This is a genomic window from Rickettsia japonica YH (assembly GCF_000283595.1).
Lineage (GTDB): Bacteria > Pseudomonadota > Alphaproteobacteria > Rickettsiales > Rickettsiaceae > Rickettsia > Rickettsia rickettsii.
Genome location: NC_016050.1, coordinates 832,057 through 854,111 on the forward strand (window position 1 = coordinate 832,057; position 22,055 = coordinate 854,111).

Here is a 22,055-nt window from a genome sequence, read left to right on the forward strand (position 1 = left end):
TTTGCTCAAGTCGTAATACCTCCCTTTTGTGCAAGATTAGTATTACCTTTATATTTTGTTAATAAATTAATTATTTCCTCTCTACGAGCGGCAAATAAGTCTTGTAATGCATTCATATTTATCTCATAATATGGTATTAAAATATTAACTGCTTTTTGATTTGATAAAGATTTTATACGATCCAATAGGGTTGCTATATTTGCTATATTATTAATACCTTTTTGTTGTTCTTCGTTTAATTTAAATGCAATTTTAACTGCAACATCTGTGCAATCTCTTGAATCATTTGTTCCTCTTCCAACAGGTATTGTTGGATCAGATTTATAAAATTTTTGCTTATTACCGTGAATATTTTGTTCTATTTCTATGGTGAAAGGTGGGACTAGGTTAGGAAATAGAGATGGCCCAAGAAATGTAACAAAGTTTTCTAATGGATTACTAAAAATGAAATTATTTGGATCAATTAAAGTGACTATATTATTTTCTTGTTCCACAGTATGAATGCCAGCAGGAAAACCAGTAATATTATTTATTTGTATTTGCTGAGTACCTAGGTCTCTTTTAAAAAAATCTACTAATACTACGTTATTTAGAAAATTACCTGGTCCAACCCCAATAATAGAACTTGCAGGGCTTGTAAGCATTAATTCATGCAAGGCATAAGTAAAATATATCTTGTTCAATTTGGGTTAATCCTGAGATTGAGTCAGGTAATATATGACTGTTCAAACTTACAGGATCTGAAGGATCAAATTTTACTGCAAAACGTATAACATATAGATTTGAATATCCATTCTGCAGAATATGTTCTTGATATTCTTTAATAATAGGCTCTGTTCCTCCTAAGGTTGCTGTTATAGGAGTATTAATTACTGCATTCATTGTTCTAGGAGTAATAGATGCAGATTCATATTGTGGCACTGGAGTAGCCACTGTTCCATTAGTACCAGTAGAACCTGTAGCATGAGTTGGAAGCACTTCTCCTAAGCCTTGGTGATCTACGTAAAGTTTATACTCTCCATCACATTCTTTATTTCAATAATTTTATTATCTTCACTTAATATACGCTGAAACTTTTTTAATTATCGGAGAATAAATAAGGTGGATTTTTTGTCCATTAATGGCGGTTAACTCCTTAATTAATGGATTTTCTTCAGAAGATGATATATTATTAAGTGACGTATGTGGATCGAATTTATCTTATTTAAAGTATCCAATATATTAAAAGAATTGTTTTATATATATAATTCTAATGTGGCATCTTTTTGTTCAATTTGAGATTCAAAATCTAATATATTTTGTTACTCTTTTAGTTACTAAATTTATTTATCATATATTTATCGTACAACTAATAGAGTAAAGTAAATTTTTTTGATAATTCTGTTGTCCGCACTACATCTCGGCTAGCTACTTTAGCTTTACCTCCTAGCTCCTTATATGTTCCGGCATTATTAAAGCCAACGCTCATCTGCATACCGGACATCCGTGCTTGTATTACGTCCTGCGAACTCTCAACTACTAAATTATTTGTAGTACTTACTACCCTTGATACCTACATACCAAATCTTACAGAGTCAAGATTTTGTAAATTTTTCTTTAAAGTCTACCAGCGATGTGCTTGCTACTAGCTTTCTTATATCGCCTGCTATCTGCATAGTCTGAGTGCCTAACTGGTATAAATTTAATGCCTGATCTAAAACATCAAGCCATTGCGTACCATTTTTATGTATTAAGTGATTGGCAAGCTTTGCCGTGTAGCTTAAATCTTCTTGCATGCCTGTATGCCAGCTTACATTGTAGTAGATAGAGGATTTAGCTGTCATTGCCTATTATATCGACTTTGTCCTCTAAATAAGAAGCTATATGATATTTTAAGGTCAACAGGCAGTAGATTAAGGATTGGACTTTCTTCTAAAGACTTGTCTACTAATTTAAAAATGGAGTATGATCTTTAAAAGGATTTTCAGTTTGATCAGAGCTATAAAAAAGCTTATAATTTTGTCCTATAAATAAATTTAATGCCTCTTTATCTATTGCTTTATATTTATCTGCAATCTCCTTTATTTCTTCTAGCGTATAATTATTAGATAAAATTTTAACAAATTCTTTATGAGGTAGATTAGCTATTTTTGCTAACGTATTTATATCTTGGAAACTCATTTTATCTTGATAATGATTTGTAAAAGTATATTGCTCATTTTCATAGATAAAATTAACTTTAGCATTTTGCCCCAAAGTTATAGGCATAGAAGGACATTCTTCGTCTAGTATTCTAAGAGCAATGCCTTGATATATCTCTATTACAAGAGAATCATAGGTATTAAACTCTGCAATTTTTATAGAAAAATCCTCGTCTACAATCAATTTAAAAGGTCTGTTATTAGCATTTATTTCTAAAGCTCTATTAGTTATATTCAAATTAACACGTGCATTATTTATGTCTATACTACCTAAGCCATTATAGTAATTCATAGTATCGGTGATACCTAAAAAATATTATTAGTATCTAAACTAAAAGAGTGAGTAATATTATCACCTACAGTAACGCCAAGCCAACTATCAAGACCCATGCTCCCTTTGCATTTATATTTTTTGTTGTACCACTCATATTATGTCCTTATTTTTTTGTTAATTTATAAGAAAATAATATTAATAAGTCAATAAGTTGTATTTAATAATTTATTATTCTCTTCACTGCTATAATTACTGAGTGCTAGCAAAGCTTCGTATATTTCTTTCTCAAGTAAATAGTAACCTCAGTTTTTGAGTATGTAGATTATTGTTTTTGCCTAGATTCTGCTGTTGTAAATACTTCCCATAACCAATAATAGTAGGTACAGAATATTTTTTTAGCAAGACATGGAGCAAAAATTAAAACAAAAGGAACATTCAAAGTTTTTACTAAATTTCAAAAAGCCTTAAAACCCTTATCGGAAGTGGTGGAGGCAAAGGGAATCGAACCCTTGACCCTCTGCGTGCAAAGCAGATGCTCTACCCCTGAGCTATGCCCCCGATTATTTATTGGCGAGGTTTTTGGAAATGAAAATATTAAGATAAGCTTTTAACTAATCCCCAAGGTAATGGCTGACCATTGCTCCCTACGACTAAATCTCCGGAAGATTCATATTCGGCAGCTAGAAAAGACTTTTGAGCAGCAATAAGCTTGACCGGTTTGATTTTCTGACCGTTATGAAAATATTCTTTAGCCTGTTCCCTAGAAGTCGGGTTATTTTTGGAAGCTGTTTTTGCTTTAGACATATACTATTAACTTTTTCTTAAACTTGTGAAGAATATAAAACTTTTTCCTAAGCTTGTCAATAACTACCGTGTCGATAAATAGACATTGCCTAGAAAAAGTTGATAATTTGAAAAGTTGACGTCATTACGAGGAAAATTACAAAGTAATTGATGAAGCAATCTAGTAAAATGCGTAGCATTTTTATTATTTTTCTGGATTGCCACGCTCCTTACAGTCGCTCGCAATGACGATTTGGTATCCATGCAACAGGAACCTACAGCCACTTACAATGACGGTATCAACGATTTCTAGGCAATGCCTATAAATATGTTAAGATATCTCAAAACATCATTACCGTTATTACTTCACTTTCACCGACTAATGCTATTTTAAATTCTACTATTTCTGATATCGTTTTTCCATCATATATACTAAACCCTACTCCTTTAAATTCTACTGTTGTGTTGATATCAGCACCATATGATACTAACAGCTTATATATTTCATCATCCTTCATATCTTTAGAAGTACATCGAACGTTTTTAGCAACCGCATGCAAAGATATTCCTCCGGATTTTCTTTGATCCACCTCAGCTCCGTTCTTAAGTAATAGTTTTGCTACATTAAAGTGCTTACTGCTTCATATAAAGTTGAAGTAACTCAAAACATTCTTTTTGCTCAGAGGTTACTATAGGAAATACTTGCAATAGCTCACTATTATAATTTTCTGCCATACTCCCTAATTCTTCTATATTATACAATTTAGGTTTGTAATTGGAAAAAACTAACAAGATGCTACTGTAAAAACTCTCCGTAGCTTGATGAAGATAAAAAGCACTTTTGTTTAATTCGCCTCTTTCAAATGGATATTGGCAATCAATCAAAAACCCGCATCCACTTCTAAACCATTCTTCATAGTAATCTTTAGCAATTTCTTTCATCTCGCTCCAAGGGAAATCTTTAGCTTCGCTAAGTGTAAATTCCTTGCTATCATATAAAAGAATGCCTTCTTTATATCCGTATAAAAATAACGTCCTTTTTCTAACTGCCTGTTTACTTCATCTATTGATTCAAGAATTATTGATATTCGTGAGTCATATGGGATAATTTGCAGCTTTATTACTCCTGTCTTTTTTAATTTGGTATATATTGTATCTTGTAATCTTAAAGCAGTATATCCTTTATATTTACCTTTCTTCAGAATTATCAAAATATAGGTATCGCTATGGCAACCGTTAGGTAGATCACGCACCCAATCACCTCTTGCAAAAGAGCAATACAAGATAATCATAGCGATTTTATCTTGTGCAATATCTAGAATTTGCTACACTATAAAATTAAGCCTAGCTTGGGATTTTAGAGAACGCTGAGGTAAAGTGGTTTGCATTATAATACCCTACAATTTTTAAAAAGGTTGTATTGTCTTAAGAATTAATGGCTTGTTTTATTTCATTCCCGAGAAGGCGGGAATCCAGAAAGTATAAAAATCTCAAAGAATTTTTACTTTTTCTAAAAATGTAAAGAAATTTTAAGAAATAGCTATAACCTTTTGATTTTTTCGAGTTTTGCTGGATTCCCGCCTTCTCGGGAATGACATAGAGTAAAAATCATAGGGTATTATAGGTTTTCATCTATCCATTTGCACCATGACAATATTTATATTTCTTGCCTGAACCGCACGGGCATAGCTCATTACGAGATACCCTACCCCAACTAGTAGGATCGTCAGGGTTTCTATCTTTTGGGTCAATGCGTGATACGAATGGTTTAAGGTCAGTCTCAAGGCTACTTCCTGCGTTATATTTACTAAATGCCGGATCTTCCCGACTCTCACGCATATTTTTCTGAAGTTTTTTATACTCAAGTGAAACATCTTCTTTTTGAACATGTTTTAAGTCAATATGGAAATGGTATACGGTTTGAATAAATAATTCTTTTAAATTATTAAGCATCTGCTCGAATAAGTTAAATGCTTCTCTTTTATACTCACTAAGAGGGTCTTTTTGGCCATAAGCTCGAAGAGATATGCCTTGTCTTAAATGATCTAAGCTATATAAATGATCTTTCCAAACTTGATCAAGGGTAGTTAATAAAATATATTTCACGGCATTATGCATTAACTCGCTACTATAGGCTTCTTCTTTTGACTTATATATATCATAAGCCATTTGTATAACGGTCTTCGTGATTTCTTCTTCCGTTACATCATTTTTACTTACTACATTATGATCAAATTTTATAGAAAAAACACGATGTAATTCTACGCTTAAATTCTCTATATCCCAATCTTCTCTATAAGAGCCTACCGGCATGAAAGTTAATACTATCTTTTTGGCGAGTTCCTCAGTAGTACTATTTAAGAAACCGTGACTATCTTTAGATTTAATAATTTCAGTACGTTGCTCGTATATTATCTTACGTTGGTCATTCATTACATCATCAAAACGTAATAAATTTTTACGCATTTCGTAGTTATGTCCTTCCACTTTTTGCTGCGCTTTCTCAAGTGAACGACTAATCATTGGATGGTGGATAGCCTCTCCGTCTTTCAATCCAAGTGTTCTAAGGACTCCTGATATACGATCTGATGCAAAAATACGCATTAAATCGTCATCAAGCGATAGGAAAAACTTAGTTTTACCAGGATCACCTTGTCTACCTGATCTTCCTCTTAGCTGATTATCTATCCTACGGCTTTCATGCCTTTCCGTACCTATCACAAATAAGCCGCCTGCTTCAATAACCTGCTTCTTTTCTTCGGCAATTTGAGCTTTTATTTCAGCTATTTTAGCTTCATAATTATGTTCTTTATCCAGCTGTTCTATTAACATTTCAGGATTACCGCCAAGCATAATATCAGTACCGCGCCCTGCCATATTAGTTGCAATCGTTACTGCCTTAAACCTACCTGCTTGAGCAATAATAAAAGCTTCCTGCTCATGAAATTTGGCGTTTAATACTTTATGAGGGATTTTTTCTTTATTTAAAACGCTTGAAAGTTCTTCTGACTTTTCTATGCTTATCGTACCGACAAGTATAGGCTGTCCACGATCGTAACAATCCTTAATTAGCTTTAAGATAGCATCATATTTTTCTTTTTTACTGCCGTAAATTTCGTCATCAAGGTCAAGCCTTGTAGCTTTATTATGGGTTGGGACTGCGACCACATCGAGATTATATATATCTTTTAGTTCCGGTGCTTCGGTCATAGCCGTACCGGTCATACCCGATAATTTAGGATAATTACGAAAATAATTTTGGAAAGTAATAGATGCTAAAGTTTGGTTCTCATTTTGAATTTTCACATTTTCTTTTGCTTCTAATGCTTGATGTAACCCTTCCGAATATCTACGCCCTTCCATTACACGACCGGTAAACTCATCAATAATCATTACTTTACCTTCACGCACCAAATAATCTACATTAACAGTAAACATATTATGAGCTCTTAAGGCTTGATTAACATAATGTACTAAAGTTAAATTCTCAAAATCATATAAACTGGTATCCGGTTTTATAATATTTTCTTTACTTAAAAGCAATTCTATATGTGTAATGCCGGTTTCCGTTAAATTGATAGTTTTTAATTTTTCGTCTTTTTCAAAATCACTTGCATTAAGCAAACGTACTATTTTATCAATTTTACCGTATAATTCTGCATTATCATTAACCGGACCCGAGATAACGAGCGGAGTTCTTGCTTCATCTATCAAAATCGAATCAACCTCATCGATGATAGCAAAATTAAAAGGACGAAGTACCCGCTCCTGCAAGCTATACTTCATATTATCCCTTAAATAATCGAAACCGAGTTCATTATTTGTTGCATGAGTAATATCGGCGTTATAGGCGGCTCGCTTTACCTCATCAGGCATACCGCCAACAATACATCCAACCGATAAACCTAAAAAATTGTAAATTTTACCCATGGAAGCAGAATCACGGCGTGCTAGATAATCATTTACGGTTACAACATGTACACCTTTTCCAGTTAAAGCATTTAAGTAAGCAGGAAGCGTTGCAACTAAGGTCTTACCCTCACCGGTACGCATTTCGGTAATCATGCCTCGATGTAATATCAGGCCGCCTATAAGCTGAACGTCAAAATGACGCATACCGCAAACTCTTTTAGCTGCTTCCCTAACTACCGCAAACGCTTCATATACTATATCGTCTAAAGTAGCTCCGTTTTTAAGCTTTTCTTTAAACTCCACAGTTTTATTCTTCAACTCCTGATCTGATAATTTTTGTATAGCAGGTTCAAGCGAGTTAATTTTTGTAATTTCAGAAAATAGTTTTTTTACAGTACGATCATTTGCAGTACCGAAAAGTTTTTTTAAAATAGAAAGCATTAAAGTCCTTATGATATTTTTAGTATTTTAGTACTTAAATATAGGTATATTTTATAAAATTATCAAATGTTATAATTTTATTTAAATGAATAATTTTTTACTACAAATATTTGTAAATTATTATTAATAAATAAAATATTCTCAAATAGCTGTTGACGGTTATATATTATTTTTATAAAATTTAAGCTTATATTTAACACAATTATGAGTCATAAATGAAAAAATTATCTGTTATATTTTTATCAGTTAGCATGCTTTCCGGTATTGCTTTTGCTGATAAAGACAAGGTAGTGGCTACCTATAAAGGCGGTGAAGTAAAAGAATCGCAAATTATGAAAGAATTTAAGCCTCAGCTTAATCTTCAATCAGGTGAAACAATCAAAAATTTTGATGATTTTCCACCACAAGATCAGGAAAAATTAATAAAAATTTATGTTAATAATCTTTTGTTAAAAGAAGAAGTTGCTAAGTCAAATATTACTTCTTCTAAAGAATTCCAGGAAAAACTTGAAAATACAAAAAATCAATTAGCTCAACAAGAATTACTAGCAAACTACATAAAATCTAACATTACAGATAAGATGTTTGATGATGAATATAATAAATATGTCGGTAATCTTAACGGTAAAGAACAAATAAAAGTTGCTCATATTTTAGTTAAATCTCAAAAAGAAGCTAATGATATAAAAACCAAATTAAGCAAAGGCGGAAACTTTACTAAGCTTGCAGAAGAGTTATCTCTTGATAAAGCTTCAGCTTCAAACGGCGGCGTTATCGGTTACATTCTACTAAATCAACCTGGGCAGTTAGTACCGGAATTTGAAAAGAAAGCTTTTGCTTTAAAAGTAAATGAAGTTTCAACTCCTGTAAAAACCGATTTCGGTTGGCATATTATCAAAGTGCTTGAGAAAAAACCTGTGCCTATTCCAACAAAAGAAGAAGCAAAAGTAACTATTGATAATATATTAGCTGCAGAAATACTAAAGAAATATATTGCTGATTTAGAAGCTAAAGCTGATTTAAAAATCATGTTACCTAAAGCAGACAACAAAGCCGGATCGTAATTTATATTTTGTCATTGCGAGAGCGGGCATTCCCCGTATACCAAGTCGTCATTACGAGGAAAAACTGTAAGTTTTGACGAAGCAATCTCAGGAGTTTGTTATTACTGCATGAGATTGCCACGTCGCTTCGCTCCTCGCAATGACGGTTTGGGTATCCACGCAACAATGCCTCCGCAGGAATGACATAGGGTTCACACAGTAAACACGGCCTCTACCCAAGAATAACATTATAACTACTCTCAATCACAGCAAATGCTACACATACAGGATAATCATCAGCAAGAGAAAGGTGAATATTAAAAGGAGAGAGTTTGTTTGTATAGTTTGAGCTAACTTCTACTATAGGCTTACCTAAAGCATTATTTAGTATAGTAATATCTTTAAAATTTATACCTTGACCTATACCGACTCCAAAGGCTTTACTAACAGCCTCTTTAGCAGCAAAACGCTTGGCTAAAAAAGCAGCATGGTTTATTTTCCCCAACAAAGCAAACTGTTTTAATTCCTTTGAAGTTAGAATTTTTTTAGCAAAAAGTTCTGGATATAAATGTAATATTTTTTCGATTCTAGGAATTTGTACTATATCAGTACCAACACCGATAAGCATTTACTTATCGGTTTCATAATCTTCGCCATTCTCATCAATAAAGATTTGATCATCTAAATCAGAATAATCTTCCCCGATATAAACTTCAGGTAAATACTCAAATTTTTCTCCTACAGCTTCTGATTCATCTTGATTAACAAGCGGCTCTATAATAGTTCTTGTACGCAGACTATTTATTAAATCTTGTTCTAACTGAGCTACCGATACTTTTCCAGCAGCAATTCTACGTAATGAGATAACAGGAGGCTTATCACGCTTTTCTTTTTTGATTTGATTAGTTTCTACTTTATAATTTAATAATTTAGCATATCTTGTTGCTAGGACAACAAGCCGAAACCTATCTGGTATAATTTTATTACAATCTTCTGCTGTAATTCTTGCCATAATTTTTCTCCGTTAAAAATAGTATACTACAAATAAATAGGAAACGAATATACGCAGATCAACTTCAAAAAGAGCAAGGAGTTCACAAGGCGAGGAACACAGCGTATACTTAATACGTGAGTACCGTAGCTCTTGTAGAACGACTTAGCCCATTTTTGAAGTTGATCGAATATATTATACCCTTTTTATATCTGCACCGCAATTACTTAATTTTTTTTCTAAATCTTGAAAGCCACGATCTAAATGATATATTCGGTGTAATACGGTTTTACTATTAGTACTAAGACCGGCGAGTATTAGCGATACCGAAGCTCTAAGATCACTTGCCATAACTTCTGCGCCTTTTAACATTTCTACACCTCGAACAACCGCCTTATTACCTCGTACTACTATATCTGCTCCCATTCTACATAATTCAGGGACATGCATGAAACGATTTTCAAAAATATTCTCGGTGATCATTGAAACACCGCTACTAAGCGTCATAAGGCTCATAAATTGTGCTTGCAAATCAGTAGCAAAGCCAGGATAGGGATTAGTTTCTAAATCAACTGAATTTAACTTCCCTTCATAAGTTACTTGAACTCCGTTATTGATCGGCACGACTTTTATACCCGTTTCGATAAGTTTTAAAGCTATATTTTCTACAATATGGTAATCAATCCCACAAATTTTTACATCACCTTTAGTAATAGCTGCTGCAAACATATAAGTACCGGCTTCAATACGATCAGAAAGTACTTTATAGCTCGCTTTATTTAAAGAATCCTTGCCTTTAATTGTTATTTCGCTAGTGCCGATACCTGCAATATCGGCTCCCATTGTGATAAGACAATTACATACATCAACTATTTCTGGCTCTCGACCGCAATTAAAAAGCACAGTTTCCCCCTCTGCTAAAACAGCTGCAAGTATTGCATTAATCGTAGCACCTACGGAAACTTTGTCAAAAACAAAATGAGTACCTTTTAAGCGTCCTTTACTTGAAGCGTTAATATAACCGTCTTCTATTTCAATCGCAGCTCCCATAGCTTTTAATACAGCAATATGCAAATCTACTTGCCTTGCTCCAATAGCACAACCACCCGGAAGCGATACTTTTGCTTTACCGTATTTGGTAAGCAAAGGACCAAGCACCCAAATCGATGCTCTCATTTTACGGACTATTTCATAATCTGCAGTAAAATTATTTATATTTTTGGTATCAATTATAAGCTCCAATTCATCTTGATGTTCTATTATTTCAATATCTGCCCTGTGACTTCGGAGCAAATCTTTCATAGTACTAACATCCGTTAACTTTGGAACATTAGTAATATGCAGTTTATCGGTAAGAATAGACGCTGCCATAATAGGTAGCACGGCATTTTTAGCACCGCTAATATTAATACTACCTTTAAGAGGTGTACCACCGTGAATAATTAATTTATGCATAAATTATTTTGATAAAATTGTAACGTCATTGCGAGGAGAAACTGATTAAATTGTCATACCGTGGTCAAGCCACGGTATGACACCTACACATCCAAATTCACGACATTCAACGCATTTGCTTGGATAAATAACCTGCGAGGTTCAACAACGTCACCCATTAAAGTAGAGAAAATGCCTTCTGCTTCATCAATTTCTGCAACTCTTACCTGAAGCAAAGTTCTTTTTGTAGGGTCAAGAGTAGTTTCCCATAGCTGGTCGGAATTCATCTCACCAAGACCCTTAAAACGCTGAATATTTATACCTCTTTTTCCGCATTCTATAATGGTATTTAACAACTGACTCGGTGTTAAAATATCGAATTCCTGACTTTTCACTATAAGCTTTAATTGCTTACTAAATATATCAAAAATCGTTAAAGCAAGCTTTGATATTTGTACAAACTCAAATGATTCTAACTGCTCTTTCAATAATATTTTACTTTCTTTTAACCCCCTACTAAAGCGGAAGAAATCTATTTTATTTTCATGTTTTAAAACTTCCCAATGAGTCTTATCAGGCGAATCTTCTAAGCTATTTAAAACATCTAAAGCTTTTTTAAGTCTTAAATCACTTTCAGGCTCAAATATTTTGTTATTAAGTAAGTCATTAATCGCAAGAATTTCGGTAATTGAACGATTAAATTTTTTGCTAGCATGGTCAAGCAAGCCGTTAAACTTAACTACTTTATTAATTAGCTCTTCTAAATTATCACCCACTAACTGCTCTTTATCGTCTAGAATTACGGTTGCATCATTAATAGTTGATTTGATCAAATAATCTTGCAGCGCTTGCTCATTCTTTAAATAAAGCTCGGCTGCTCCTTTCTTTACTTTATAAAGCGGTGGCTGAGCTATATATAGATAGCCTTTATTTATTAGCTCAGGCATATGACGATAGAAAAACGTGAGTAATAAAGTTCTAATGTGCGAACCGTCAACATCAGCATCGGTCATAATAATAACTTTATGGTATCTAAGCTTTTCTAAGGAAAATTCTTGTTCAACACTAATTCCAAGAGCTGTAATTAACGTACCGATTTGGTCCGAACCGAGCATTTTATCAAATCTTGCACGTTCAACGTTTAAAATTTTACCACGCAAAGGCAATATAGCCTGAATTTTGCTATCCCTACCCTGCTTTGCAGTACCGCCCGCAGAGTCCCCCTCAACAATAAACAATTCTGAAATAGCAGGATCTTTTGCATGGCAATCTGCAAGTTTACCTGGTAAATTCGAAACTTCTAAAGCTGATTTTCTTCGAGTGAGTTCCCTTGCTTTTCTAGCAGCTTCACGAGCATTCGCAGCTTCCATAATCTTAGCTATAATTGCCTTAGCTTCTGCTGGATGCTCTTCAAACCACTCAAGAACCTTTGTATAAACAGCATTCTCAACAACCGGTCGTACTTCGGAGCTTACTAGCTTATCTTTTGTTTGAGAAGAAAATTTAGGATCAGGCACTTTAACGGAAAGCACACAACATAGCCCTTCCCTAGTATCTTCACCGCTAAAGTCATTTTTAGCTTTTTTATTAAGACCCGTAGTATCAAGATACGAGGTAATAACACGTGTTATCGCTGATTTGAAAGCACTAAGGTGAGTTCCGCCATCACGCTGCCTAATATTATTAGTAAAGCATAAAATATTTTCATGATAAGAATCGTTCCAATGCATCGCAAGCTCAAGGCTTATACCGGACTCAGCATTCTCCGTATTAACTACTATACATGGATGGATAGCGTGCTTCGCTCTGTCTATATATTTTACATAAGCTTCTATACCACCCGTATAATAAAACTCTACTTCTTTAACTTCTTCAAAGCGATTATCGACGAGTAAAATCTTTACGCCTGAATTTAAAAACGCAAGCTCACGAAGACGATGCTCTATAGTGCCGAAATCAAATTCTATATTAGTAAACGTTTCTACAGACGGAAAAAAAGTAACTTCCGTACCTTTTTTATCAATATTTTCTTTGACAACCGCAAGCGGAGCTTCCGTTATACCGTGATTAAATCTAATCAAATATTCCTTATTATTACGCCAAATACGCAGCTCAAGCCATTCAGAAAGAGCATTTACAACCGATACACCAACACCGTGTAGACCGCCTGCAACCTTATAAGCGTTCTGGTCAAACTTACCGCCGGCGTGAAGTTGCGTCATAATAACTTCAGCTGCCGATATTCCTTCTTCTTCATGAATTTCAACGGGTATACCTCTCCCGTTATCGGATACGGTTACTGAACCGTTTTTATTTAATGTTACTCGTACTAGATCGCAATAACCAGCAAGCGACTCGTCGATAGCGTTGTCGACTACTTCATAAATCATATGATGTAGACCCGACCCGTCTCCAACATCCCCGATATACATTCCCGGTCTTTTTCTCACGGCTTCAAGACCTTTTAAAACCTTTATGGAATCAGCACCGTATGATGATTCGTTAAATTTTTCTTCAATTTCCAACATATGATATATTTGGCTCTATTACTTGTTGCTAGAAACAATAAAAATGACTATAACGTAACTTATTAAAATAGTAAAGTTTCTTGATTTAAAATTAGCAAGATAACAAAATAAAGATTGATAATTTAAAAAGTTTATGTCATTGCAAGAAAATTACGAAGTAATTGTACGTCCGCAATCTCAGGATATTTGACGGGATTGCCACGCAGCCTACGGCTGCTCGCAATGACGATATCAATTGATTCTAGTCAATACCAAATTAGCGAGATAACAATGAATATATTAAAGTTAAAAAATATTTTCGACGTAATTAATGATTATGACGTGTTTTTATTCGATCTTTGGGGGGTAATAATTGAAGGGGAGCGTACCTATCCGGGCGTCGTACAAAATATCAATAAGATTATTGAACAAAAAAAAGTATATTTTGTCACTAATGCTCCACGCAATATTTTTTCACTGCATCAAACAATTAAATCGTGGGGATTAAATGCAGAACCGGAAATGATCATTAGCTCAGGCGAAATAGCAGTAGAAATGATACTAGAAAGTAAAGAGCGGTTCGGTATAGAAAAACCAGCAATATATCATTTAGGACATTTAGAAAATGATATAATAAACAGAATTCAATGTCCTATCACTGATGATATTAACAAAGCTAATATTTTCTTAATGACTATTTACAGAGATGAAAACGAAAATTTAGATTTAAACGAATTCAATGAATTATTTAAAATTGTTGTACAACGTAAAATGGTCAATATTTGTGCTAATCCTGACCTTGGAATAAATCAGCACGGTGTTTATAGATATTGTAGCGGCTATTATGCCGAAAAAATAAAGCAGCTTGGCGGAAAAGTAATTTATAGCGGTAAGCCATATGAAGAAATATATAGCAAAATTTTAAAAGAATGTCATAATACCCCTAAGAATCGCATGTTAATGATTGGGGACACTGTTTACACCGATATACTTGCAGCAAATCGCCTTGGTATAGACTCTGCCCTAGTGTTAACCGGAAATTCTAGAGAATATCATATTGATTTTGATAATATTGATGAAAAACTCGATAGTTTAATGAAAGCTGCTGTTAAGCAATCGATTACACCTAGTTTTGTTGTTGATTTATCTTGAATAACTTTGCCGTCATTGCGAACGACTAAAGGTGTTGTCGCATGGCTAGTTTATGTCATTCCCGTGGAAGCGGGAATGACATAGAAAAGCGGAAATGACATCAAAAGAACTCTATTGATATTTTACTCATAATCTGCTATAGAGTAAAACTTAAGCGGTCGTGGTGAAATTGGTAGACGCGCAGCATTGAGGGTGCTGTTCTGTAAACAGAGTGGAAGTTCAAGTCTTCTCGACCGCACCATTTGCCGGTTTTTCACAAAGTCAAATTTTTGTCTGTTTCGACACTTCAGATTTTATATTTACGCCTAAGTTCGTCTTGTTAGCAAATGTTTGTGCTAATTGTATACTCCTGATAAATGAAAAGGAGTTGAAATAAAAACTATTGCTTATTTGTACTCTGTGATTTATATTGATTAGCAAATTGTACACAATTCTGTGCCAAGCCTAGCTACCCAGCTTTAAATAATTATAATAAGTCTATAATAAACTATTAGGTCAATAGGCTATGCATAATTTCAATATATTTAAAAGCATCTTACCAGATCATCACGATCAATTTGCTGAAATTTTTGATCAAATTAACGATCTGATCGAAGATCACAATTATGATGCTGCTGCAAGCAGGCTGGCCAAGCTTCATTATGCCGATTTAGCAGATTTCTTAGACAATCTTAACAATAAAACATATAAAATAATTATTCCTTTATTACAGGATGAAATTAAGCCTGAAACGTTAGTATCATTAAATGCTTATAGTAAACCTTTAATAATAGAAACTTTAGGCATAAAAAAATCTGCAGAATTAATCAATAAGCTAGTTATAGAAGATGCTATTGAAGTAGTAATCGATCTAGACGATGATATAAAAGACCTTATCCTAAGTAATCTCACTAAAGAAAAAAAACACCAAATTACCGTAGGTTGTACATATCCCGAAAATACGGTAGGTAGGGTAATTGAACGCGATTTTATTAATCTTCAAGAAGGATGGACGGTTGAGGAATCATTAAATTTTATCAAGAACGTAAAGAATGACTTTTATGCGGCAATCGTTACGGATAATAAATTACGCCCTATCGGTATTATTTCTCTTAGCACGCTAATTAAAGGCAAAAAAAATGAATTGATAAAAGATTTGATGAGCAAAGATTTTAAGCTTGCAGATGCTTTTACCGACTTAAATGAACTAAGCTTCATTTTTAGACAATATGCTTTAACTATTGTACCGGTAGTAAATAAAAGCGGTAAGTTAGTAGGTAGCGTATCAATCGATAATATAATTTATATTATCGAAGAACAAGCCGGCAAAGATATATTATCATTAAGCGGGGTACACACTCAAGATACTTTCTTCAATGTATTTTATACCGTTAAACATCGTTTTCCTTGGCTCTTTGTTAATCTAATCACTGCCTGCATGACCTCACTTATCATTAACCATTTTAACGATACTATTGCAAAACTTGTAACGCTTGCAGCCACTATGCCTATTGTAGCTTCAATGGGCGGAAATGCCGGAACACAAGCTATGACCGTTACGGTTAGAGCCCTTGCTAATAAAGATATTCATTATAATAATGTCAATAAAGTTATATTAAAAGAAATAGCCGTATCGGCTTTTAACGGTTTTGTACTTGCAATTATCGGAGCAGGACTTAGCTTTGTGATGTTGCTTGACTTAAATCTTAGCGTTATTTTTGCTATTGCAGTTATTTTAAATTTTTTAGTAGCCGGATTATTCGGCTCTGCTATTCCTATAATACTGCATTATTTTGATATAGACCCCGCTACAGGCTCCGGTGTATTTCTAACAACCATAACCGATGCTCTAGGTTTCCTAACTTTCTTAAGCCTTGCTCATATTTTTTTAGTGTAAAATTTGGTGTTTATTCAAATAAACATACATACACATTGCAGCAAACAGTAGCTATCGCTCCAAGACATTTACATATACCACAACTTGTATCCTGATTTTCAAAGTCGGTAATATTATTAATATTATTCTCATAAGATATAATATTATTATCTCTTTGTATATTCTGATTATTATTAATATTTGACTCTTTGAACAATAAATTTGCAACAGTGAGTATTAACTCACCCTGTGATGCAGTTAGATTAGTATTATTTAAGGAGCTAGCTTGTGCGTACTCTTGTACTTCTAAACTATTACGGTTTGACATAGTTATATTTTGACTTTAGGATTAATATTTAAAATAAAATAACAATAATCTTTAGGTTCTGTGAAGGAAAATTAAATTATTTATATTTTCAGATATTTTTTAGCGAACATTAATAAGATTTTTGCAGTAATAGTTGTTCCTATTTCAAAAAAATCTTATGATTTACAGCAAAAAAATAGCAAAAATAGATTAATTTAATTTTCCTTCATAGAACCTAATCTGCAGCTATTTATTACTGCAATTTTTGGCATTTCCTCGAAACGGTTGATATCGTCATGAGCTAAGCGACTGCAAAGAGCGTGGCCATGACGTAAACTTTTCAAATTATCAACTTTTTCTAGGCAATGCCTAATTTTTTAATTAATAGCCCACAAATTATAATGAAATAAGAAATAACTTTTATGGAAGATATAAGCTCTTGGAAAAAAAAGTTTGCAATTTGTGTTTATAGTAAAAAATTACTTGATAAACTCGAATATTTAAATACTAAAGTAGCAAATCCTATAGATATACTCAGATATGCTCGAAATCAAAAAAGGTATCTACTATGCACGTATCACGGTTCTCAAATACGTCAATCAGGTGATCCTTATTACTCCCATCCGATTGAGGTGACGATTATGCTTGCAGAGTTTGTAGCTGAAGAAGTTCCTAAGCTTTTTACGACCATAATGCTACAAGCTGCGTTACTTCATGATACTATTGAGGATACAGAATTAACTGAAGAAGCAATTACCGAAATTTTTGGACCGGAAGTAGCAAAACACGTAGAAGGTCTAACTAGAATTAAATCTTACGGGAAGATAAGTAGCGGAGAAAGCCTAAACTGATTAATTACAGAGAAAAGATACAATACGGCATTAATAAAATTATTTGACCGAATGCATAATGTGCAAACTTTGGGAATTAAATCACCTGAGAAAACTAGAAAAATTATTGAAGAGACTTTAATAAATTTTCTTTTGGTCGCTGCTAATATAAATTATAAACTAGAACGAGAATTTGCTAAGTTATGCCTAAAAGTTTTTAATATTGAACTTGAAAGACACAAAGCTTTTTCTAATAATAACTCTCTGCTTCCTCCTCTAACTTTATAAAATGATTTACTCCAAATGTTATAACCAATTAGAATTGGAATAATCAAGAATAATAATCCCCAGTGATTAAAATAATCTATCAAGTAAATTGTTCTACAAGAAGAAACTGCAAACATTAAAGCTCGTGATAAAGCAAATAACCAAAATATTAATAACTTAAATTTTATAAGAATTAATGGATATATTTTATAGCGTAGATAAGTTAATGTTATATATGAACCTAAATTTACTATTGAGACAATAAAATTATTATGTATGATCTGTTCACTGGTGTAACCAAAGGTATTTTTTAATATATTACTACAATGTGAGTAGGTAAAATAAAATGATACAGGCCATGCACATTCAATTAAAAAATAAGCCAAACAGGTTTTTTTATTGACCTTTTCTTGTAGTAGAAAATGGTTTTTTAATATTTATATCTCCTTTTTCAATAGCATCAGCTAAGCTTTCTTGAAGTTGGTGTTTTGCATCTGCAAATACAGGAGTTTCCTATAAAGTAGTTCGTGCAGTTAGTCCAATCACGGCAATCACTGCTCCCATCCAAAAGGCTATACGCCAACTAAAACTATAGCTGGTAACTATAGATGCTATACCGAGTACTGCAACGCCTACTACAGTAGATGCTGCGACAATCATAGCCACGCTTGAATATTGAGTAGGAGGTTTTGTGATTTCGGTTAAGTAAATTTGAGCCCCTATAATCTCGCCCATTGATGAGATCCCTTGAGCAACTCTACATAATAGTAGCAGCTATACCTATTTCTGAGTAAGGAGCAAGAGTTGTTGTAATAGTAATTGCCATAATAGCTGTGGTGATAATAACAGTTGCTTTTCTGCCTATATTGTCACCAATCCAACCAAATATTATATAGCCCCTACCGGTCTAAAAACGAAAGTAGAACAAAACGCAAAAGCATTAAGAAGTGAATTAACAAAAGGATCATACTTAGAAAAAAAATAAATCATTTAAAAGTATTGCTATATGCACGTAAAGCATTAGGTCACAATACTCAAGAAATATAACAATAGATAAAAATAGTCCTATGCTTCTTTTTGATTACGGGCTAAACTTTTTTGCTCTTTTGCGTAACTTCACATACTTTTTTACAGATTAGTTAAAATTAATAAAGAACTATACTGTTTTATATAAAAATAAAAGTCAATAGGAAATTTCGCTTTATACGATAAATAAAGAAATAAAATGCAATTCATTGTTAGCTTATTTTTACTATTCATTAATGATGTTAATAGTATGATAATAAACTAATTGAGAGAAAAATATTTGTACGTCAATCTTATACTCATATCCTTACCTACTTTTTGTATGTTGCAGTGTGCGGTGAGTGTTTCCTCTTTATAAGATAGGTTATACAAGAAGTCTATTGATGATTTCCTATTTACCTTATTAACCCTAAATCTTTTTTTTCAATTCTTTGTATATAATTATTTGGCGTACCTGTATTTTATTAGAAATAGTATTATTAATTAATTGTTTACCAATTCTATTTACTATATTTTCTGTGCCGCTTAGTTCTAATTTCTTTTTTTACTGCAACTGTTTTTGTTAACACGCTTTTATGAGTAGTTATTTGTTCCGGTTGTTTATAAAAAGGACTATGTGCCCTATCTATATCTTTTAGTATATCTACTATTATATTTTGTGATGTTATTTCTTCACTAAGCTGATTAAATCGCTGTTGTTTTTCTTGATCGGTAAATCTAAAGTAATTCTCATCTTGTAGTAATGCGTTTAATGCTGCAGTTTAAATAGTTTGTTTATATCCTATCTCTGCTAATGCTTGTATATTTTTATAATTACCTATATCTGCTTTTTGTGTTTCTTGATTAATATTATGGTTTAGCTCCTTAATTAACTTTATCCTATCCTGGGATTGACCGAATCTTTAGAACCTTTTAATGATTGTAATCCTATATTTATTGATGAAATTATTTGTGCTACATTATTACCGACTATAGCTGCTGATATCCCCGCCACGTTTACTATATTATTTATTCCATTTGTTATAACCGATGCTATAAATAATGATTTAGTACCTTTATTAATTTTGTCTTGCGTTTGTTGCTGCTCATTATGTATTATAAATCATCTTTACTTTTTACTGTTTCTTGAGAAATTATACGCTCCAAGTTACGCCTTTGTATAACTTCTATATCATCCATACTTCTAAATATTGTAGGCTGCTTTTTAGGTACTGTGTCTATATTATTGGATGATGCCTTTACAATATCTAAATCTTTTTCTAGTGATTGTGCATATTTATTTTCTTCTTCTATAGGTCGTGCCATTCTATTCGCTCCATTTGTATGCCTTTAATCTGTTTTAGGGTTATAGATAATTATTAAAATTTGTTAATAGTTATCTATAATTAAATTACTTAAAATGCAAATTTAAGGTAAATCTTTATCATGAACTAGTGTTAATAGAGCAAAGAGAGATAAATAATAACATAAACTAACTAAAAGTGATTGTATTGTTAAAAAATTCATATATTAATTAAAATACAAAGTTATTTATTAATCATTATGTCAAATACACCTAAGTTAGAAAATCACTATAATAAATTGTTACAAGATATTATGCTTAAAACATTAGAGCAGAATAAAACTGTAGAAACCTATTTAATACAAGAAGATTTTAGTAGTACTTTAGATGAGCTGCAAAAGATAAACGCACAGCTTGAAGAATATTGTAAGATTTTTGCTCTGCTTGAAAGAATTAAAACCGAATTAGCTGAAGAAGATAAAGTATATAACTAATTTAATTTATATAAAAGGTGCAAGCCGCATTTTGCCTTTTATATTCAATAATAATTTCCTGCTTCAACTTCTAGCTTTTTAAAAGGTGATATACCGAGGTTATACCCTATAATAATAGGAATTACTATCATCACCAATCCTAAATTATTAAAATGTTCTGTTAAATAAACAAGTCCAAAAGAACTAATTACATACATAGCGGCTCTTGAATAAGTATATATAAAGCTAGCATAGGTAAATCGTTTTAGAACCGGAAAACTTTTATAAAATATTGGAATTACTGGAGATTCAATTGGAGAAAAAGTAACTACAATTAGTGGAATTAAGAGAATTTGCTAACCTTGCGTTATATTATCTAATATTAATGGACTAGATAGAAGAAAAGTTAAAAATATTACTAATTGCGTTTTTAAAATTTTTAGTGGATGAAATTTATAGCATAAACACGTAAGTGCTAGTGCTACAAAAAATTCTACTATAGAAATAATGAAATTTTGATGTATTACTGCTTCAATGGTATAGTGTAACGCATCTTTAAGTATATTACTACAATGAATATAAGCAAAATAAAACCATACTGGTTGTGCTAGTTGTATTAAAAAATAATAGATTGCATTCTTCTTATTAACTTTTCCCTGCCATACAGGATTATTTTTTATCGTTGCTACATCAATTATATTACTATCTTTTATCGTTTCTTGTATTCTATGCTTAGCATCAACAAAATCCGGTGTTTCTAGCAAAGTAGTCCTAGCAGCACTACCTATTAATGCAATTCCTGAACCTACCCAAAATGCGATACGCTAATTAAAGCCATAGGATGTAACTAAGGTTTCTACGCCAAGGGCCACAGTTAATCCTAAGCTAGCACACACCCCTACAAATGCTACGGTAGGAAAGCGTTTAGGAACTCCAACAGATTCCGTTAAATATAATTCTGCTCCTACTCTTGCGCCCATGGATGACATACCTTGCACTATACGGCATATTGTTACTATCCAGGCGGCACTAGCACCTACTTGGGCATAAGTAGGAAGATTAGCCATAACTATGCAAGAAAATGACATTAAAATAGTGGTAATAATGACTGTGGATTTCCAACCTATATTATCAGCCAAATAATAAAGCTCCTAAGGGTCTAAAAATAAAAGTAGAACAAAAAGAAAAAACTGCAAGAAGTCGATTAACGTGAGTATCATATTGCGGAAAGAAAAGCTCATTAATTAGTACTGCCATATGAACATATAGCATAAGATCAAAATATTCTCAAAAAGTGC

At 32.7% G+C, this 22,055-nt stretch carries 25 protein-coding genes, 2 tRNA genes and 2 pseudogenes; 7 read left to right on the forward strand and 22 right to left on the reverse strand.

Annotation, left to right across the window (positions count from 1 at the left end; translation table 11 throughout):
- Positions 1 to 5: 5 nt before the first annotated feature.
- The 11 genes from RJP_RS04525 to secA all read right to left on the reverse strand — a co-directional run bounded on the left by RJP_RS04525 (position 6) and on the right by secA (position 7,590).
- A complete protein-coding gene (locus RJP_RS04525; RefSeq protein ID WP_014120919.1) occupies positions 6 to 683 on the reverse strand; it encodes a hypothetical protein in 678 nt (225 codons plus the stop codon).
- On the reverse strand, positions 649 to 978 hold the full coding sequence (locus RJP_RS04530) for a hypothetical protein (RefSeq protein WP_014120920.1): 330 nt from the start codon (positions 976 to 978) through the stop codon (positions 649 to 651). Before RJP_RS04530 ends, RJP_RS04525 begins: the two co-directional genes overlap by 35 nt.
- Positions 979 to 1,348: 370 nt before the next feature.
- The gene (locus RJP_RS11075; RefSeq protein WP_014120921.1) at positions 1,349 to 1,483 is read right to left on the reverse strand and encodes a hypothetical protein; all 135 of its coding nucleotides are present in this window, start codon (positions 1,481 to 1,483) and stop codon (positions 1,349 to 1,351) included.
- Positions 1,484 to 1,574: 91 nt separating this feature from the next.
- Positions 1,575 to 1,823, reverse strand: coding sequence for a hypothetical protein (locus RJP_RS04535; RefSeq protein ID WP_014120922.1), 249 nt, complete (start codon positions 1,821 to 1,823; stop codon positions 1,575 to 1,577).
- Between the two features lie 103 nt (positions 1,824 to 1,926).
- Positions 1,927 to 2,472, reverse strand: a complete 546-nt coding sequence (locus RJP_RS04540) for a hypothetical protein (protein ID WP_014120923.1) — start codon at positions 2,470 to 2,472, stop codon at positions 1,927 to 1,929.
- Between the two features lie 465 nt (positions 2,473 to 2,937).
- Positions 2,938 to 3,012 (reverse strand) — tRNA-Ala (locus tag RJP_RS04545).
- A gap of 36 nt (positions 3,013 to 3,048) precedes the next feature.
- Positions 3,049 to 3,258, reverse strand: coding sequence for a hypothetical protein (locus tag RJP_RS04550; RefSeq protein ID WP_004998070.1), 210 nt, complete (start codon positions 3,256 to 3,258; stop codon positions 3,049 to 3,051).
- Between the two features lie 320 nt (positions 3,259 to 3,578).
- On the reverse strand, positions 3,579 to 3,827 hold the full coding sequence (locus RJP_RS04555) for a hypothetical protein (protein WP_024704608.1): 249 nt from the start codon (positions 3,825 to 3,827) through the stop codon (positions 3,579 to 3,581).
- Between the two features lie 43 nt (positions 3,828 to 3,870).
- Complete coding sequence (locus RJP_RS10610; RefSeq protein ID WP_225981232.1) at positions 3,871 to 4,179, reverse strand: HEPN domain-containing protein; 309 nt, start codon at positions 4,177 to 4,179, stop codon at positions 3,871 to 3,873.
- Positions 4,176 to 4,529: a hypothetical protein gene (locus tag RJP_RS10615; protein WP_225981233.1), complete on the reverse strand. Its 354-nt coding sequence runs from the start codon at positions 4,527 to 4,529 to the stop codon at positions 4,176 to 4,178. Before RJP_RS10615 ends, RJP_RS10610 begins: the two co-directional genes overlap by 4 nt.
- Positions 4,530 to 4,869: 340 nt before the next feature.
- Positions 4,870 to 7,590: a preprotein translocase subunit SecA gene (gene secA / locus RJP_RS04565; RefSeq protein WP_014014526.1), complete on the reverse strand. Its 2,721-nt coding sequence runs from the start codon at positions 7,588 to 7,590 to the stop codon at positions 4,870 to 4,872.
- Between the two features lie 215 nt (positions 7,591 to 7,805).
- On the opposite strand from secA, the gene RJP_RS04570 reads away from it, so the two are divergent.
- Positions 7,806 to 8,654, forward strand: a complete 849-nt coding sequence (locus RJP_RS04570; RefSeq protein ID WP_014120924.1) for a foldase protein PrsA — start codon at positions 7,806 to 7,808, stop codon at positions 8,652 to 8,654.
- A 211-nt stretch (positions 8,655 to 8,865) separates the two neighbouring features.
- Here the strand turns inward: RJP_RS04570 and acpS are convergent, their stop codons facing one another.
- The 4 genes from acpS to gyrB form a co-directional block, all read right to left on the reverse strand.
- On the reverse strand, positions 8,866 to 9,261 hold the full coding sequence (acpS, locus tag RJP_RS04575) for a holo-ACP synthase (RefSeq protein ID WP_014120925.1): 396 nt from the start codon (positions 9,259 to 9,261) through the stop codon (positions 8,866 to 8,868).
- Positions 9,262 to 9,645, reverse strand: coding sequence for a DNA-directed RNA polymerase subunit omega (gene rpoZ, locus RJP_RS04580; protein ID WP_014014529.1), 384 nt, complete (start codon positions 9,643 to 9,645; stop codon positions 9,262 to 9,264).
- 174 nt (positions 9,646 to 9,819) lie between these two features.
- Positions 9,820 to 11,079, reverse strand: coding sequence for a UDP-N-acetylglucosamine 1-carboxyvinyltransferase (gene murA, locus RJP_RS04585; protein WP_014014530.1), 1,260 nt, complete (start codon positions 11,077 to 11,079; stop codon positions 9,820 to 9,822).
- A gap of 83 nt (positions 11,080 to 11,162) precedes the next feature.
- Positions 11,163 to 13,586 (reverse strand): DNA topoisomerase (ATP-hydrolyzing) subunit B, encoded by a 2,424-nt coding sequence (gyrB, locus tag RJP_RS04590; protein ID WP_014120926.1) that lies wholly within the window; start codon positions 13,584 to 13,586, stop codon positions 11,163 to 11,165.
- Positions 13,587 to 13,856: 270 nt separating this feature from the next.
- Here gyrB and RJP_RS04595 point away from each other — a divergent pair, with 270 nt between their 5' ends.
- The 3 genes from RJP_RS04595 to mgtE all read left to right on the forward strand — a co-directional run bounded on the left by RJP_RS04595 (position 13,857) and on the right by mgtE (position 16,593).
- Entirely contained in the window at positions 13,857 to 14,717 is an 861-nt protein-coding gene (locus tag RJP_RS04595; RefSeq protein ID WP_014014532.1) for a TIGR01459 family HAD-type hydrolase, read from the forward strand.
- 154 nt (positions 14,718 to 14,871) lie between these two features.
- Positions 14,872 to 14,958, forward strand: a tRNA-Leu gene (locus RJP_RS04600).
- A 264-nt stretch (positions 14,959 to 15,222) separates the two neighbouring features.
- Positions 15,223 to 16,593, forward strand: coding sequence for a magnesium transporter (gene mgtE / locus RJP_RS04605; RefSeq protein ID WP_014120928.1), 1,371 nt, complete (start codon positions 15,223 to 15,225; stop codon positions 16,591 to 16,593).
- Between the two features lie 10 nt (positions 16,594 to 16,603).
- On the opposite strand, the gene RJP_RS04610 is transcribed toward mgtE, so the two are convergent.
- Positions 16,604 to 16,900 carry a hypothetical protein gene (locus RJP_RS04610; protein WP_014120929.1) on the reverse strand — a complete coding sequence of 99 codons (297 nt, stop codon included), beginning with the start codon at positions 16,898 to 16,900 and terminating at the stop codon, positions 16,604 to 16,606.
- 401 nt (positions 16,901 to 17,301) lie between these two features.
- Between RJP_RS04610 and RJP_RS04615 the strand changes: the two are divergent.
- Positions 17,302 to 17,872: pseudogene (locus RJP_RS04615) on the forward strand (HD domain-containing protein); the annotation flags it as partial.
- On the forward strand, positions 17,851 to 17,997 hold the full coding sequence (locus RJP_RS11600) for a guanosine polyphosphate pyrophosphohydrolase (RefSeq protein ID WP_390889712.1): 147 nt from the start codon (positions 17,851 to 17,853) through the stop codon (positions 17,995 to 17,997). The pseudogene RJP_RS04615 and the gene RJP_RS11600, both read left to right, overlap by 22 nt.
- Here RJP_RS11600 and RJP_RS11420 read toward each other — a convergent pair.
- The 3 genes and pseudogenes from RJP_RS11420 to RJP_RS10620 all read right to left on the reverse strand — a co-directional run.
- A pseudogene (locus RJP_RS11420) lies at positions 17,960 to 18,137 on the reverse strand (proline/betaine transporter); the annotation flags it as partial. The gene RJP_RS11600 and the pseudogene RJP_RS11420 overlap by 38 nt on opposite strands.
- A gap of 352 nt (positions 18,138 to 18,489) precedes the next feature.
- The gene (locus tag RJP_RS04620) at positions 18,490 to 18,711 is read right to left on the reverse strand and encodes a hypothetical protein (protein ID WP_041405561.1); all 222 of its coding nucleotides are present in this window, start codon (positions 18,709 to 18,711) and stop codon (positions 18,490 to 18,492) included.
- A gap of 1,386 nt (positions 18,712 to 20,097) precedes the next feature.
- Entirely contained in the window at positions 20,098 to 20,307 is a 210-nt protein-coding gene (locus RJP_RS10620) for a hypothetical protein (protein WP_014120932.1), read from the reverse strand.
- Positions 20,308 to 20,544: 237 nt separating this feature from the next.
- Between RJP_RS10620 and RJP_RS04635 the strand changes: the two genes are divergently transcribed.
- The gene (locus RJP_RS04635) at positions 20,545 to 20,778 is read left to right on the forward strand and encodes a hypothetical protein (RefSeq protein ID WP_014120933.1); all 234 of its coding nucleotides are present in this window, start codon (positions 20,545 to 20,547) and stop codon (positions 20,776 to 20,778) included.
- 44 nt (positions 20,779 to 20,822) lie between these two features.
- On the opposite strand, the gene RJP_RS04640 is transcribed toward RJP_RS04635, so the two are convergent.
- The 3 genes from RJP_RS04640 to RJP_RS04650 form a co-directional block, all read right to left on the reverse strand.
- Positions 20,823 to 20,975: a hypothetical protein gene (locus RJP_RS04640; protein ID WP_014120934.1), complete on the reverse strand. Its 153-nt coding sequence runs from the start codon at positions 20,973 to 20,975 to the stop codon at positions 20,823 to 20,825.
- A 138-nt stretch (positions 20,976 to 21,113) separates the two neighbouring features.
- Positions 21,114 to 21,521 carry a hypothetical protein gene (locus RJP_RS07165; RefSeq protein ID WP_014120935.1) on the reverse strand — a complete coding sequence of 136 codons (408 nt, stop codon included), beginning with the start codon at positions 21,519 to 21,521 and terminating at the stop codon, positions 21,114 to 21,116.
- Positions 21,522 to 21,581: 60 nt separating this feature from the next.
- Positions 21,582 to 21,896, reverse strand: a complete 315-nt coding sequence (locus RJP_RS04650) for an MFS transporter (protein WP_014120936.1) — start codon at positions 21,894 to 21,896, stop codon at positions 21,582 to 21,584.
- Positions 21,897 to 22,055 lie beyond the last annotated feature (159 nt).

What these genes read in the sequence shown, in the direction of transcription:
- gyrB (WP_014120926.1), bottom strand. Translation starts at nt 13,586, where the DNA reads ATGTTGGAAATTGAAGAAAAATTTAACGAATCATCATACGGTGCTGAT.
- rpoZ (WP_014014529.1), bottom strand. Translation starts at nt 9,645, where the DNA reads ATGGCAAGAATTACAGCAGAAGATTGTAATAAAATTATACCAGATAGG.
- RJP_RS04535 (WP_014120922.1), bottom strand. Translation starts at nt 1,823, where the DNA reads ATGACAGCTAAATCCTCTATCTACTACAATGTAAGCTGGCATACAGGC.
- RJP_RS04595 (WP_014014532.1), top strand. Translation starts at nt 13,857, where the DNA reads ATGAATATATTAAAGTTAAAAAATATTTTCGACGTAATTAATGATTAT.
- RJP_RS10610 (WP_225981232.1), bottom strand. Translation starts at nt 4,179, where the DNA reads ATGAAAGAAATTGCTAAAGATTACTATGAAGAATGGTTTAGAAGTGGA.
- murA (WP_014014530.1), bottom strand. Translation starts at nt 11,079, where the DNA reads ATGCATAAATTAATTATTCACGGTGGTACACCTCTTAAAGGTAGTATT.
- RJP_RS04570 (WP_014120924.1), top strand. Translation starts at nt 7,806, where the DNA reads ATGAAAAAATTATCTGTTATATTTTTATCAGTTAGCATGCTTTCCGGT.
- RJP_RS04640 (WP_014120934.1), bottom strand. Translation starts at nt 20,975, where the DNA reads ATGTATGTAATTAGTTCTTTTGGACTTGTTTATTTAACAGAACATTTT.
- acpS (WP_014120925.1), bottom strand. Translation starts at nt 9,261, where the DNA reads ATGCTTATCGGTGTTGGTACTGATATAGTACAAATTCCTAGAATCGAA.
- RJP_RS04635 (WP_014120933.1), top strand. Translation starts at nt 20,545, where the DNA reads ATGTCAAATACACCTAAGTTAGAAAATCACTATAATAAATTGTTACAA.
- secA (WP_014014526.1), bottom strand. Translation starts at nt 7,590, where the DNA reads ATGCTTTCTATTTTAAAAAAACTTTTCGGTACTGCAAATGATCGTACT.
- RJP_RS04550 (WP_004998070.1), bottom strand. Translation starts at nt 3,258, where the DNA reads ATGTCTAAAGCAAAAACAGCTTCCAAAAATAACCCGACTTCTAGGGAA.
- mgtE (WP_014120928.1), top strand. Translation starts at nt 15,223, where the DNA reads ATGCATAATTTCAATATATTTAAAAGCATCTTACCAGATCATCACGAT.
- RJP_RS04620 (WP_041405561.1), bottom strand. Translation starts at nt 18,711, where the DNA reads ATGGGCGAGATTATAGGGGCTCAAATTTACTTAACCGAAATCACAAAA.
- RJP_RS04610 (WP_014120929.1), bottom strand. Translation starts at nt 16,900, where the DNA reads ATGTCAAACCGTAATAGTTTAGAAGTACAAGAGTACGCACAAGCTAGC.
- RJP_RS11075 (WP_014120921.1), bottom strand. Translation starts at nt 1,483, where the DNA reads ATGTCCGGTATGCAGATGAGCGTTGGCTTTAATAATGCCGGAACATAT.
- RJP_RS10620 (WP_014120932.1), bottom strand. Translation starts at nt 20,307, where the DNA reads ATGGCACGACCTATAGAAGAAGAAAATAAATATGCACAATCACTAGAA.
- RJP_RS04540 (WP_014120923.1), bottom strand. Translation starts at nt 2,472, where the DNA reads ATGAATTACTATAATGGCTTAGGTAGTATAGACATAAATAATGCACGT.
- RJP_RS10615 (WP_225981233.1), bottom strand. Translation starts at nt 4,529, where the DNA reads ATGATTATCTTGTATTGCTCTTTTGCAAGAGGTGATTGGGTGCGTGAT.